The sequence below is a fragment of the Candidatus Comchoanobacter bicostacola genome, assembly GCF_024172705.1.
Lineage (GTDB): Bacteria > Pseudomonadota > Gammaproteobacteria > Comchoanobacterales > Comchoanobacteraceae > Comchoanobacter > Comchoanobacter bicostacola.
The window spans coordinates 692,002-704,604 of record NZ_CP092900.1 but is presented as its reverse complement, the minus strand read 5'-3'; the positions used below and the strand labels follow the sequence as shown (position 1 = coordinate 704,604).

Genomic DNA, 12,603 nt, shown 5'->3' with positions numbered 1-12,603 from the left:
TGCTTAACTCCAAAGTTTCATAGGGTAATAATTTGGCATTCCATTAAGGTAAGTCGGATAAGCTTCGCCTTGGATCAGTGGTTTTAAGAAATCAATGCATGTATCATTAACATTCATCTGGTTTTCTTCGATAAAGTGACTGGGTAGTTTTTTCTCATATCCTGCAACTTTTTCTAATTCTATGTGGCCAACTGACCATAAATAAGGTGTATCTTTTTCTCTTACTATTGTAGTCATTATATCAGAATATCCCAACTTGGCAAGTTTGAGTGCCTCTAGGGTAAGCTGACGTGCTTGATCGATGTCTGTAGTAGATGCAATATGGCGTGCTGATCTTTGTAGATAATCTGGTATAACAACGTGGTTTTGTGTGTTTAAATGGTTTTCGATTAGTTGGTTTAATTGGTAGCCTGGTGGAAGATTGCTGTCGCCCCCTAGAGATACGCCTTCGGCGATACAAATCGTCAGGTGGTTGTATTTAGTAAGTATATCATCAGCATAGTTTAGAATGTTTGTTTGTTGAATATCTGCTTCAGGTACTAGAACCATGTGGGGGGTATTAGGACTGATTAAGCTTGCTAATTTGCTCGCAGCGGCTAACCAACCACTATTTCGCCCCATTGCTTGATAAATAACAACTTGCGAAGCAGAATGACACATAGATTGGAGGTCGAGACTAGCTTCTAGCATGGATATGGCCGTATATTTAGCAGCGGATCCAAACCCTATGCAGGTATCTGTTTGTAAAATATCATTATCTATGGTTTTAGGTATACCAATACAGGTTAGTGGAAAGTTTAAGGCTTTTGCTGCTTGATGAATTCTTCGCACAATGTTTTGGGACTGATTGCCCCCATTACATAAAAATGTAGTGATGTTGTCTTTCTTAAATTGGGTAAACAGCTGCTCATAAAACAGAGCATTGTCTGTTACATTAGGGACATAAACTCGACTAGAGCCAAATGCACTAGCTGGGGATTGAGCTATTTGTTGCCAGTGTGTAAAATCATCAGATAAGTGCCACTGATGTGCTTTGAGCCCGGATATACCATTTCGACAAATAAAAAGCTTTTGCTTGTCTTTATGGTTATGTAGCGTTGATGCAACGATATTCACAAGGCAACTTACTCCACCTGAGTGGGAAAAAAGAATATTGCCTTGTGCTGCGCTCATTTTCGCATACTTTAGGAAGTCGAGTCTGTATTAGCTGCTTTTTTTCTTTTATTATGTTGAATCTTTTCTGCAATTCTACCAGCCTTCGCACTTAAACTACGGAGATAGTAAAGTTTACCTCTACGTACTTTACCTCTTCGCAATACCTCAATGCTTTTGATATTGGGACTGTTTAGGAAAAATGTACGCTCTACACCTTCACCATAAGACTTCTTTCGAAGTGTAAAGGATGTATTTACCCCTCTGTCTCTTTTGGCAATTAGTAGACCTTCAAACTTTTGGGATCGTACTTTGGAGCCTTCCTCAATTTGGACGACTACTGCCAATGTATCACCAGGGTGGTATGTTAAACCATCATGCTGTTTTAATTGCTTATCTTCAAATTTTTTCAGTAATATACTCATATCATTCACCTCATTCGTTATGATTTTGCACAAATTTCATAAATAATGCAAGCTCATTTTGCGAAAATTTTTTACCAATCAGTAAATCGGGCCTATTTAACCAGGTATTGCCGATTGCTGACATCCTACGATAGGCATCAATTTCTTTGTGATTGCCTTGTAAAAGTACTTCTGGAACCATTTGATTGCGCCAAGCTTGCGGCCTTGTATAATGATTATGATCTAAGAGATCTGAGCTAAAAGAGTCATTTAGATGTGAGTCAGGGTTGCTCATTGCTCCTGGAAGGAGTCGTGTAATTGCGTCAATCAGCGCAAGCGCGGGAATGTCGCCGCCTGATAATACGTAATCACCGATAGAAATATACTCATCAATGTAGCTATCAATTCTGTGATCAATTCCTTCATACCGCCCGCACAGTAATGTAATGTTAGTGAAGCTAGCTAATTGTTGTACTTTATTTTGAGTGAGTTGAGTCCCTTTGGGGTCAAGTTGAATAATGTGGCTTGGCTGGCAGGTTTGTATGGCTTGATAGACTGGCTCTGGAGTGATTACCATGCCCGCACCGCCACCATAGGTTGTATCATCGATCCTTCTATCCTTTCTAGCGCTGAAGTCTCTAATATTAATCATATTAATTTTAACCTTTTCTTGCTCTATCGCTTTTCCAAGTATGCCAAAGCGGCATAGCTCAACGATTTCTGGGAGTGGAGTGATAAGGTTAATAATCATTCGGGCGAGTAGTTGATTTGGATAAATTGCTGTTTGTGGTTTATTTCATGAATATACTGGGGAGAAACGCAAAGTTTTCTGTTGAGTTCGTCGTGCTGTACTGATGCCATGAGGATATTCTCAAGCTCTTCAATATATTCAATGGTGCCAATGGGTCGTCCGTTACAATCTTTAAGTATATACTGAGCACAAAAATCATTTAGAATTTGTTCAGGATAGTGCTCAAAAAAATCTGTTTTATTGGTATAGATATTTGTGTTGTTGAGTTGCTCAGCATCACACCTTGAAGATACCCCCTGGATGTAGACAACATTCTTTTTGGTATGTTGCTCAAATTTAATGATTTGGATCTGTCTGCTATTCGTTTGGATCTCAAGCTGGCTAATCAATTCAGCAGGTGTCGTATAGCTAAAAATAGAAAGACCACCCTTGATTCCGTGTGCGGTTCCAAGGTGGCCTATGTGAACTAAATCAGATGTGTTATTTTGACTCTGCATCCACTTGTGTGTTGGTTGTAGGTCTATTTTTCATGTTTTTATAGATAGATGCTACCTGTGGGGTAGGAGCAGCGCCAACGCCAATCCAATATTCAATGCGCTCGATGTCTAATTTGCACTCACTGAAGTTGTCACGTAGCCCATTGTAGTAACCAATTTTCTCAATGAAACGACCGTTTCTTGAGAATCTTTGATCTGCAACAACGATTTGGTAGAATGGCTTTTTTTTCCTGCCATGCCTTGCTAAACGTATTTTTACCATGTTGAGTTTACCTCTAAGTTCAATTATTTGACCATAATTTATCTTTTTTTTTATGTAAAGTAAAGCCTTAAATGCAGGGTCTATAGATTCAGGTAGCTGAGATGAGGTGATATTTATAAATTTGAGGAGTTAAGCTTTGTCTTCTAGCTATTATTAGGGAGCCTACTTTAGGGCTTCCATGTTTGTATTCGGATACGGTATCAAATTTTCTGAGTATTATGAGTTGAGCGTATTGATAATGTGTAGTGCTTGATCAATTTCTGCTTGGGTGGTCACTCGACCTATTGAAAGTCTAATACTGCGCTTTATATCAGATGGGTGGATATTTCGAGCTGATAAAACATGTGAGAGCCCTTGTTGATGACATGATGCGCTTTGCTGACAATATATCTTGGATAGGATATGTGCTATTTTTTGCTCGCTTAACGTGTGGAAGCAGATATTAATAATTTCAGCTACACCGTCTTGAGTGTGTATGTAATAGGGTATTTTGATCTTGGAGAGGAATTGTTCTCTTAAATGCATCGCGTGCGCTTGGTCTTGTTTAAGTGCTTGATGTGCTATTTCATATGCAGCACCCATCATTCCAATAAGTCCTACAGAGGGGGTCCCAGGTCGGATAGGGTCATTGCCATAAATCAGAGGTCTTACATGGCGGTTTGGCTGAATGTAAAGTGCAGCAATACCTGAAGGGCCATAACATTTGTGTGAAGAAAGCGTAATAAAGTCTGCAGGTGTTGTGCGTGCATCAAATGTTTCTTTTCCAACAGTTTGGCTACAATCAATGTGTAACATAAAGCCAAGCTGGTTTTTTAATTCAATGAGTGGTTTCAAGTCTTGTATGAAGCCAGTCTCGTTGCAGATATGGTTAATTGAGACTAGGATGGTATTTGAGTTGCAGGCCTCTTTAAGAAGCTGGTAATCAATTGCTCCGTTGGGTTTGACAGGCAATATAGACACTTGAAACCCCTCTAACTCAAGCTGCTTGCAGGCATTGAGTGTCGCGCTGTGCTCTGTTTCAAAGGTAATAATGTGGTTTCCACTATGTTGATAGTAACGAGCAGAGCCGAGTAACGCTAAGTTTATTGACTCAGTTGCACCGGATGTAAAATAAACTGAGTCAGAGTTCCCATTAATATAGCTAGCAATTTGATTTTTACTGTGTGCAATGATCTCATTAAGTTGAGTCATTTGTTTAGATTGTGCATTGCCAGAGAGTGAATACCAATAATGTAGCTGGCTTTTTATGCGGTCATCTAAGGGTGTGTTTGCGGCGTAGTCTAGGTAAATCATTGCTTATAAAGTTTTTTTTATTATATTGCTTTGTGGTTGAGATGTCAATTTTCTGGGTTCATGAAGTTGGCCATTTGATCCTTGAATCTGCTTTTCTTCATTTTTGACATCATCTTTTCTATTTTGCTATACATCTTTTTTAATTCATTAAATTCTGAATTTGTGCGTCCAGAGCCTTTTTTAATTCGAAGTTGACGTGTTTTTTGGTTGAATACAAGCATGGGGTTGTTTCTTTCTTTAGCCGTCATAGACTCTATAAGTGCTCTAATTGGAATGAATTTTTTATCATCAGCCATATCTAGCATATGCTGTGGTATTTGTGAGCTCCCGGGTAGCATCTGCAGGATTGATTTAGCGCCGCCTAGAGCACTCATTTGGTCCATCATGCCGAGCATGTCTTCAAATGTAAACTGACCCTTTTGCATTCTTTGAGTCATCTGCTTGGCTTTATCTTGATCAATATGTTTTTCAGCACGCTTTGCCAGTGTCATGATGTCACCCATATCAAGGATTTGATCAACAACTTGCTTGGGGTCAAAGGGTTCAAGCTGATCAATATGTTCGCCGCTACCTAGCCACAATATAGGTTTTTGAGTGACTTGCTTAACTGAGAGTGCGACGCCACCTTTGGTATCAGAGTCAGTCTTGGTAAGAATGACACCAGTAAGAGGGAGCTTTTTATGGAATGTTTTAGCAACCTGTAACGCACTTTGTCCAATCATACTGTCTATAACATATAAGCACTCTTGGGGCTGAACTGTTTTGTGAATGAGTGCAGCTTCATTCATACGGGCCTCATCTACCTCGAGTCGGCCAGCAGTATCAATGATTAAGATTTGGTACTGGTTATTTTGTGCATAGGCTTTTGCTTGAGCACTGATTGATTCAGGTGCATCACTGGTGTTTGCATCAAAGTAATCAACCTGAGCAGAATCAGCTAGTGTTTTTAGTTGCTCCATTGCAGCGGGTCTAAATGTATCGGTAGAACACATCAAGATCTTATGATGACCCTGGGTTTTAAGTTGGTTGGCAAGTTTAGCACAGGTCGTTGTTTTACCTGCACCTTGTAAACCAACAAACATGATTGTATGTAATTTGTTGGGTTGAATGGTAATTGGTGGGGTAGGGCTTTCTAACAGTTCAAGTAATCCTTGCCTAACCTCGTTCATGAGTTGAGATTGAATATCCAGGTTTTCAATGGTTTCTAGATGACTCATTTTATGCATTAAATGAATCTTTAAGGCATTGATGGATTCAAGTGCAACATCGGCATCAATTAATGCCTTTTCGATTTCAAGTAGCGCAGCATCAATATCTTTTTGGGTGACATGTTTTTGTCTGAATATATTGGAAAGCTTTTTGGCAAGAGTTCTATACATGTCTGTTCGTGTTTTTTGAGTCTCAATAATTTACAATAACGCTATCTTGACTTCAATCATTAGTTATTGTTTCCTTGGATGCGCTTGTATCCATAAAATTTTGTTGTCGAAGATATGAGTCACTGTAAACTCTATATCTTTGATCAGGATGCAGCAGGGCCCATCGGGTAGGCAGCCAATCTCGTGTATGACGAGTCCGGATATAGTTCGTGCATGGTGTTTAGGCAAGTCCCAATTTAGTTTTCGGTTTAGGTCTCGTACTCTTGTTTGGGGTTTGATTGCAATCTGATTGTTGGCGCTGATGCGAATTGCGCCAACGGGGTAGAGTATTTTTTCGTTAGAGTCTCCTAAAATTTCAGCTAGAATTTCTTGAATTTCTAGGACGCCAATTATTTTCCCATACTCATTAATCACGATACAAGTCGTTTGATCGTCTTTTTGAAAATTCATAAGTTGGGTGCTTAACAGCGTACCTTCTTGGACATAGTAAGGCGGGATCATCTCGTTATCTTTGATGTCTATTGTATGTTGGTTTATTTTAATTAGACCAAGGATGTGCTCACTATTTTCATGTTCTTGAACGAGGACGAAGTTTTCTTTTATTGACTGTGCTTTATCCTTTATTCTTTGTAGCTCTGTTGGAGTGGTTATGTGGATAAGGTGCATAGGCGTCATTAAGGATTCTACCGTGGTGTGACTAAGGTCTAAGATACCCTCAAGCATGAGTCGGTCATATTTAGGTAGTTGTTTTGCAGCTGTGCGAACAATTCGACGCATGTCGTGCTCAGTCATATGTTCTTGCTTAATGGTTGAGTAGTACTGAGTGATCCAGTTTAAGGGTTTGAGGAGTGGGTATAAAATGAGTTCACAAAGTCTGAGTATAGGGAGAACACGAGTAGCAAAAATATAGCTATTTTTAGCGGCAATGGTTTTGGGGAGCATTTCACAAAATATCAAAATAAATAATGAAAGAGATAATGTGCCAATCGCTATAATGGATCCCTCTTGTGTTAATTGTTGGAGCCAGAGGGTAAAGATAGAAGCGGCAGCTATATTGCATAGTGTATTCCCCAGTAAAACAATACTAAGAAAATACTCTGGCTGATCAATATATGCTTTTAATTGTCTGGCTGGATGAATGCCATCTTCAGCATCTGATTTGACACGATAGTGATTTAACGCCATCACTGCAGTTTCAGTCCCTGAGAAGAAGGCTGAAAATAAGAGTAACGTCAGTGTGATTCCAATAAACATATTGCATTATAACAAGAAATAATGTATTTTTGTATGTAAGTTTACAATAAATATAAAATTATGGTTGATATTATTCTTGCATGGATATTGTTAGCAGTTATCGCCTTGCTGTTGGTTGCTACTTATTACTATTGGGCTCCTTTTTCTAAAGAACAATCATATACAGATCAAACAAAGGCGCTTCGGTACATTGTTGAGAAGCCCACAGAATTAATGCATGCAGTTTGTAATCATGACTTAGTAGCCGTGAAGCGTTTAGTTGAAAAAAGCAATAAGAAAGTCAATGCTGTCACACATGAAGGTTTTACAGCAGCCCGACTTGCTGTTTTACATGGTCAGTTAGAGATATTGAAGTTCTTGGTTGGCGCGGGTGCCGTATTAAATGCAAGGTCTGACTATCCTGTTCAGGATCGAGATTGGGATGCTATGTGTCGACAGTTTAAGTTGCCTAGTACAATTCAAACTTTACTACAGGGTGATAAGTATAAGAAGACTAAAGAGGGTGTAACTCGCAACCTACATTGGTTCAGTTTGCCATTTTATGCTATTATGGCGCCTCATTTTTCAGGTCTTCCCAATGATAAACAAGGAACGGGGGCGCAAAAATTAGCTTGGGGTCAAGCTCAAGACATGATGCAGTATTTACTGGGTAAAAAGCAGAAATTCAAAGATTGTGGTCATAAGGTAGCAGGAAATTCACAATCACTTTGCCCGCTACACATTTTGACCTTAAAGGGTAATCCAGCGTCTATTAAGTCAGTATTAAGCTGGGTTGATTGGACGAGAAAAGACCTGGAGCTTCCCTATATCCTAAATAAAATGTTGTTTGATATCAATCTAGAATGCGGGGCTGCGGATATTCCTGTTAATGAGACTAATAAGAGCAATATTGTATTTGTGCTGAATCATATAAAAGATCAGAGCTATTATGAAGAGCAATCATCAATGTGCCCTGGTCATTTTTCTAACAGATTACCGGCAGATTGGGTCTTTACGAAGCATAAGTCATTTTATCAAAGTTTGATACCTGGATTAGTCGCTAAGGGCTTCTTGAATTTGCAGCAGCAATCTGTTGAGGCTAGCATAGAGCGTTTAACGCCTCAAATTTTTTGGGATATATGGCAGCCTAAGTTTGAGGTTGCTTCAACAAAAATATTAGAGTGGGTAGTGCTTGTGTATGGCTGTTTTAATAGGGTTAGCAGTCACGCCGGTATTTACTTACCTATTGAAATTAGGGCGAAGATATTAAGTTTCATTAATCCAATTCAAAAAGGTTGGATGATTCAAGACGAGAACCCGCTTAGATTGCCAGAATTGGAGGGGCCGCGTGCTAGAATTGAATCGTTAAAAGTGACGTGTTATTATGATAAAAAATGTGCCTTAAAGGTTGAGATTCCAGAGAGTCACTGCATTTTTCCAAGATAATACTTAAGTGGTTTTTTTTTATGTTATATTTGATTTTTTTGATAGGTTCTTGTGTCATGGCGTCACGTCCTTATTCGGTAATTAAAGTAAAACAATACTCTAATTTGTTTACAGTGGTGCAATCATTTTCATCATTACTACAATCAGTATGTTTGTATTCTGGGTTACTTATGATGTGTTTTGCAGTCTATCGTTATGCTGAATACTATCAGGAGCGTGTTGTTGAGCGGGTGGAGAGTGTGGTCACTTTATTTGTGATTGGAGGCGTTGTATCTTCACTTTCATTAATCACTATTGATCCAGATGTCATGCAGATTTTTGCCTAACCCAAGTTTATGCGCCTGGAGCTGGGGTCGTTGACGGTGAGGGGGTTGTGCTTTTTGGGATCGGTGTTTGTACGGTTTTGATCACTTTATCGATCAGTTCATTAGAAAATACTTGATCAATAGGTGTATTTTTCTTGAATTGATTTAAAAATAGTTTTGCAAATAAATATTGTGTGCCAATACTGAATAAGTTGAGACTTAGAAATCCAAGTGCTAGATATGGAATATAGAGGCTGATGCTGGATAAATAGCAGGTTAATGCAACAGCAGCTGTGATTGTAGTATTGGATATGATATGTGCAGTTAATAGGTGGCTGCTGAATAATTTAATGGTATTACGGGTTAAGTGTCTGATGGGAGGGTGGTTAGTGACAACCTTCAGTACTTTTTGTGTGTATGCAGTTGGACGAGTAAAGAAATTGTCTGATTTTTGATTGGCGGGATTACTGTTGTCTTTAAGGGTTTCCGAGATCAATTCTGGAATACTTTTAGCGTTCCATATATCTTCTTTATTACCGGGGTTTGCAAGGCTTGCAAAAATCTTGTGGGGTAAATAAAAGGTTCCTAGTTTAAGGTGCTTAGCATAGTCGGATGAAAGTGAAGCCATTGTAAACTGTAGGAACTGTTTCAATGGCGCATCAGTGTGACTCAATCTGTTATAAATATCGCTAAATGATCCAGTCTTTTCAGGCAACTGATCCCAGATAGCCTTCATTAAGGATTTCCAGAATTGTTGATCTTCTACCGGCTGACCTTCAGTGGTTTCATCAGGTAGAAAGGCATGGCTAAACATCGCTCGAAGGTCATTAGTATTCCATACTTCAGGGTTGTTGCTGATTTCAAATAGGATGCCTTTAGCTATAGGGTTGGTTATTGAGGGTTGAGCTAATATTCGCCCATAAAAGTCATTGGAGACGGTGCTGAGTGCCAGAACAGAAAGCTGCTCAAATAAAGTTTTTTGATCATTGATTAGCTCGATTACTTGTTTTGCGCTTTCTAAGGTTATGGCGGTCCCTGGTGATTCTTTAACGGCTTTTTTAAGCTCGACTAATGCTCTAGCCACAAAGGAGTCACCGTTGGATATATCAAATGCACTTTCATAACCGGGGCGAAGCAGATTAAATAAAACACGTGTTGCACAGATGATCTCTGGTTGAGGGCATTGTTTTTCTTGAAGGTCTTTATAGTTTTGATAATAAGCTGCAGCCAGCGTAAGTGCTTCAACTGTTTTTCTCATAATGCTGGTCTTATCAGGTTCATCTGGACTTTCAGTTGATATTAATTCAGTGCTACATTCAAAAAGAGGTATGATACCAAGCATATGTTCTTTTTTAGGGACGTTATGGTTGAATGAAAATACGGTTAGACCTGTGCAGAATGGTATAATAGCATTAGGATGAATTTTATGAGTTGCCAATTCAGTGAGCAAGTCCCCTGCTTGTTCAGCTAGGCTTGTGTCAATGCTTTGGTTGGTCCGAAAAACATCACTAGCTGCTAAAGCAATAATCTGAGCTAATTGTAAAAAGTTTATATGATCAGTGGCATTGTTCTTTACGTGCCATAAAATATTACGCCATAATATATCCATTAATTGAGATTGTGATCTTATGTTAGTTGCACTGGTATTTGAGGTAGGGCCAGCCGCACAAAAAATAGCTGCAAAAATGAAAAATCCAAGCCGAATACTAGGTGGTACTTGGGGATCTTGAGTATTGATAAATAGTGCGTATTGAATGGGAGTGAAAAACTCATATCGGTAAAGTGTTTCACCAATAACCTGGGTACAAAAGTTGAGGCCGCGTTCTTTATAGGGCTTGTTGTTTATGTAGTTAATAGTACGTCTGAGATTTTGAATGACGAGTTCTGCATGGGGTTCAGCGTCTGCTGGGTATTCATAGTATTCTTTGGTACAGGCTATAGCTAGATTAAGCGTGTCTTGTTGCTTGGCAACATGTGGGCTACTTCCCTGTATTCTGGGCCATTCTTCTGCAATTAAACCAGCGGATTCAGTACAGGATTGGAGTTGTTCTGCATCTATGCCCAGCATGGGTTCAAAAGCTTCGCGCCATTTAGTCAGGTCTGTAGAGACATGATTTTGTTGATTCCTTAGTAAGCCATCAAGTAGTTGATTAAATAGATCAAATTCATTGTCTTCAGCAGCAGCAGGTGCTGCAACTTGAGTGGTACTTGAAATGGTTGCTATAGAGTTAGCGAGTGTATCCTTAATAACTTGATTAAGTGTATCCCTGAAGGCACCCTTTTCAGCTAAGTAGGCTAATGGATTTTCCTGGCTAATTGCTTCACATAATAGACGGGTCTCAATCGGTGATGGGCTGTCCCCAGGGGGGGCGTCTTTATTGATCTCGACCGCAAGCATTTGTATGGCGAATGCAATTTGTAAATCATCAGTACTAATATCTTTTCGTACTTTAATCAGGCCCTTAATGCTTTCAATTGCTTTTTCAATATTAGCAATGAGAGGGACTTCACTGTTTGTCGGATTGTATTCGTTAATTCGGCCGCATATTAGAGTCGTCTTGTCTTCGCTGTCGAGCAGTAAGAGATCAAATATAAGCTCAAGTAGGACTGGAGATAGTTTTTTCATTAAGCTTTTTCCAGCTCTAAGTCCTGAGAACATAAGTCAATCCATTTGATAGTCTATAATAGTTTATGCCTTCACTATTAAATCTGCAAGAGAACTTGTGTATCATTTTTGTTTGCTGCAAAATACTAGAGACAAAAGAGAAATTATATATGCACATACCAGTCATGTTAAAAAACTGTATCGATGGCTTGGCCATTAATCCTGCAGGTATTTATATCGATGCGACGTATGGTCGGGGAGGACACAGTCAAGCAATTTTGGATTCGTTAGGTCCGAAGGGGAGCTTGATTTGTTTTGATCAAGATGTTGAGGCTGTAGCCCACGCAAAGACACGATTCTTAAGTGATGAGCGTGTTATGGTTATACACGCTTCATTTATGAAGATGCATTCAACTCTATCGGGCTTAGGGCTACTGGGTAAAGTTGATGGTGTCTTAATGGATATAGGGGTTAGCTCTCCTCAGCTGGATGAAGCCAACAGAGGCTTTAGCTTTATGCGTGATGGGGCGCTAGATATGAGAATGAATCAAACACAGGTGCTAACGGCATATGAGTACCTAATGTCTGTTTCACAAACTGAGCTTGCAGATACAATTTATACATTAGGCGATGAACGAAGCTCTCGCAGAATTGCAAGGGCAATTATTGATGCGCGTAAGAATAAACAATTGCTTAACTCTACGCTTTGCTTAGCTAATATTATTGAGCAAGAACTGGGTAAGCGTGTAGGTAAAAAGCATCCAGCAACAAAGACATTTCAAGCCATTCGTATGGTTGTAAATAATGAGCTTGGAGTATTAACTGAAGCATTAGCTCAGATACCAGAGATTCTTAGTGTAGGAGGACGTCTCGTAGTTATTAGTTTCCACGGATTAGAACATATAGCTGTTAAAGATTTTATTAAAAAGTATCGCAAAAAAGACGCTCAATATGGCTTTAAACTATTAAGTAAAGAGCAGCCCAGTCAACTTGAAGTTAAGAGTAATATTAGGTCCAGGAGTGCCTATACTCGTATTATGGAAAAATGCCGATGAGAGTAAGAATTCGGGCCTGTTTATACTTTTTTAATTTGTTTTTGCTCATGGGTTTACTCTTTGTTCGCTTAGATGGGCAGAGGCTGTTTATTCAAGGACAAGACTATGCTGTTGTTAAGAAGCAGTTGCAGTATGATTTGAATGAGGCTAAGGTTACTTACTATCAGTTAGTGGCAGGGATACCAAATAAGATGAGTCGTAAAGGATTGATTATAGACTAA

The 12,603-nt window shown here is 39.2% G+C and carries 13 protein-coding genes; 4 read left to right on the top strand and 9 right to left on the bottom strand.

Annotated elements, in window-relative coordinates; translation table 11 throughout:
• Window positions 1-3: 3 nt before the first annotated feature.
• From MMH89_RS03365 to MMH89_RS03330, 8 genes are all read right to left on the bottom strand, one after another.
• On the bottom strand, window positions 4-1,173 hold the full coding sequence (locus MMH89_RS03365; protein WP_258568042.1) for a diphosphate--fructose-6-phosphate 1-phosphotransferase: 1,170 nt from the start codon (window positions 1,171-1,173) through the stop codon (window positions 4-6).
• 11 nt (window positions 1,174-1,184) lie between these two features.
• Complete coding sequence (rplS, locus tag MMH89_RS03360) at window positions 1,185-1,577, bottom strand: 50S ribosomal protein L19 (protein WP_258568041.1); 393 nt, start codon at window positions 1,575-1,577, stop codon at window positions 1,185-1,187.
• A gap of 10 nt (window positions 1,578-1,587) precedes the next feature.
• On the bottom strand, window positions 1,588-2,307 hold the full coding sequence (trmD, locus tag MMH89_RS03355; RefSeq protein ID WP_258568040.1) for a tRNA (guanosine(37)-N1)-methyltransferase TrmD: 720 nt from the start codon (window positions 2,305-2,307) through the stop codon (window positions 1,588-1,590).
• Complete coding sequence (locus MMH89_RS03350) at window positions 2,304-2,804, bottom strand: ribosome maturation factor RimM (protein ID WP_258568039.1); 501 nt, start codon at window positions 2,802-2,804, stop codon at window positions 2,304-2,306. The genes trmD and MMH89_RS03350 overlap by 4 nt, the downstream gene beginning before the upstream one ends.
• On the bottom strand, window positions 2,788-3,066 hold the full coding sequence (rpsP, locus tag MMH89_RS03345; protein WP_258568038.1) for a 30S ribosomal protein S16: 279 nt from the start codon (window positions 3,064-3,066) through the stop codon (window positions 2,788-2,790). Before rpsP ends, MMH89_RS03350 begins: the two co-directional genes overlap by 17 nt.
• Before the next feature lie 216 nt (window positions 3,067-3,282).
• On the bottom strand, window positions 3,283-4,359 hold the full coding sequence (locus MMH89_RS03340) for a cysteine desulfurase family protein (RefSeq protein ID WP_258568037.1): 1,077 nt from the start codon (window positions 4,357-4,359) through the stop codon (window positions 3,283-3,285).
• Between the two features lie 44 nt (window positions 4,360-4,403).
• Window positions 4,404-5,738, bottom strand: a complete 1,335-nt coding sequence (locus tag MMH89_RS03335; RefSeq protein WP_258568036.1) for a signal recognition particle protein — start codon at window positions 5,736-5,738, stop codon at window positions 4,404-4,406.
• A 63-nt stretch (window positions 5,739-5,801) separates the two neighbouring features.
• Window positions 5,802-6,992: a CNNM domain-containing protein gene (locus tag MMH89_RS03330; RefSeq protein WP_258568035.1), complete on the bottom strand. Its 1,191-nt coding sequence runs from the start codon at window positions 6,990-6,992 to the stop codon at window positions 5,802-5,804.
• Window positions 6,993-7,052: 60 nt separating this feature from the next.
• Between MMH89_RS03330 and MMH89_RS03325 the strand changes: the two genes are divergently transcribed.
• Window positions 7,053-8,417 carry an ankyrin repeat domain-containing protein gene (locus MMH89_RS03325; protein WP_258568034.1) on the top strand — a complete coding sequence of 455 codons (1,365 nt, stop codon included), beginning with the start codon at window positions 7,053-7,055 and terminating at the stop codon, window positions 8,415-8,417.
• 20 nt (window positions 8,418-8,437) lie between these two features.
• On the top strand, window positions 8,438-8,743 hold the full coding sequence (locus tag MMH89_RS03320) for a hypothetical protein (RefSeq protein WP_258568033.1): 306 nt from the start codon (window positions 8,438-8,440) through the stop codon (window positions 8,741-8,743).
• Window positions 8,744-8,750: 7 nt separating this feature from the next.
• Here the strand turns inward: MMH89_RS03320 and MMH89_RS03315 are convergent, their stop codons facing one another.
• Complete coding sequence (locus MMH89_RS03315) at window positions 8,751-11,381, bottom strand: hypothetical protein (RefSeq protein WP_258568032.1); 2,631 nt, start codon at window positions 11,379-11,381, stop codon at window positions 8,751-8,753.
• Between the two features lie 116 nt (window positions 11,382-11,497).
• On the opposite strand from MMH89_RS03315, the gene rsmH reads away from it, so the two are divergent.
• Together rsmH and MMH89_RS03305 are read left to right on the top strand one after the other, a co-directional pair.
• Window positions 11,498-12,382, top strand: coding sequence for a 16S rRNA (cytosine(1402)-N(4))-methyltransferase RsmH (gene rsmH, locus MMH89_RS03310; RefSeq protein WP_258568031.1), 885 nt, complete (start codon window positions 11,498-11,500; stop codon window positions 12,380-12,382).
• Window positions 12,373-12,603: a hypothetical protein gene (locus MMH89_RS03305; RefSeq protein WP_258568030.1), complete on the top strand. Its 231-nt coding sequence runs from the start codon at window positions 12,373-12,375 to the stop codon at window positions 12,601-12,603. The genes rsmH and MMH89_RS03305 overlap by 10 nt, the downstream gene beginning before the upstream one ends.

Excerpts from the sequence above, each read along its gene's own strand:
- rsmH (WP_258568031.1), top strand. The coding sequence starts at position 11,498 with ATGCACATACCAGTCATGTTAAAAAACTGTATCGATGGCTTGGCCATT.
- MMH89_RS03315 (WP_258568032.1), bottom strand. The coding sequence starts at position 11,381 with ATGTTCTCAGGACTTAGAGCTGGAAAAAGCTTAATGAAAAAACTATCT.
- trmD (WP_258568040.1), bottom strand. The coding sequence starts at position 2,307 with ATGATTATTAACCTTATCACTCCACTCCCAGAAATCGTTGAGCTATGC.
- rpsP (WP_258568038.1), bottom strand. The coding sequence starts at position 3,066 with ATGGTAAAAATACGTTTAGCAAGGCATGGCAGGAAAAAAAAGCCATTC.
- rplS (WP_258568041.1), bottom strand. The coding sequence starts at position 1,577 with ATGAGTATATTACTGAAAAAATTTGAAGATAAGCAATTAAAACAGCAT.
- MMH89_RS03320 (WP_258568033.1), top strand. The coding sequence starts at position 8,438 with ATGTTATATTTGATTTTTTTGATAGGTTCTTGTGTCATGGCGTCACGT.
- MMH89_RS03325 (WP_258568034.1), top strand. The coding sequence starts at position 7,053 with ATGGTTGATATTATTCTTGCATGGATATTGTTAGCAGTTATCGCCTTG.
- MMH89_RS03365 (WP_258568042.1), bottom strand. The coding sequence starts at position 1,173 with ATGAGCGCAGCACAAGGCAATATTCTTTTTTCCCACTCAGGTGGAGTA.
- MMH89_RS03350 (WP_258568039.1), bottom strand. The coding sequence starts at position 2,804 with ATGCAGAGTCAAAATAACACATCTGATTTAGTTCACATAGGCCACCTT.
- MMH89_RS03330 (WP_258568035.1), bottom strand. The coding sequence starts at position 6,992 with ATGTTTATTGGAATCACACTGACGTTACTCTTATTTTCAGCCTTCTTC.
- MMH89_RS03335 (WP_258568036.1), bottom strand. The coding sequence starts at position 5,738 with ATGTATAGAACTCTTGCCAAAAAGCTTTCCAATATATTCAGACAAAAA.
- MMH89_RS03340 (WP_258568037.1), bottom strand. The coding sequence starts at position 4,359 with ATGATTTACCTAGACTACGCCGCAAACACACCCTTAGATGACCGCATA.
- MMH89_RS03305 (WP_258568030.1), top strand. The coding sequence starts at position 12,373 with ATGCCGATGAGAGTAAGAATTCGGGCCTGTTTATACTTTTTTAATTTG.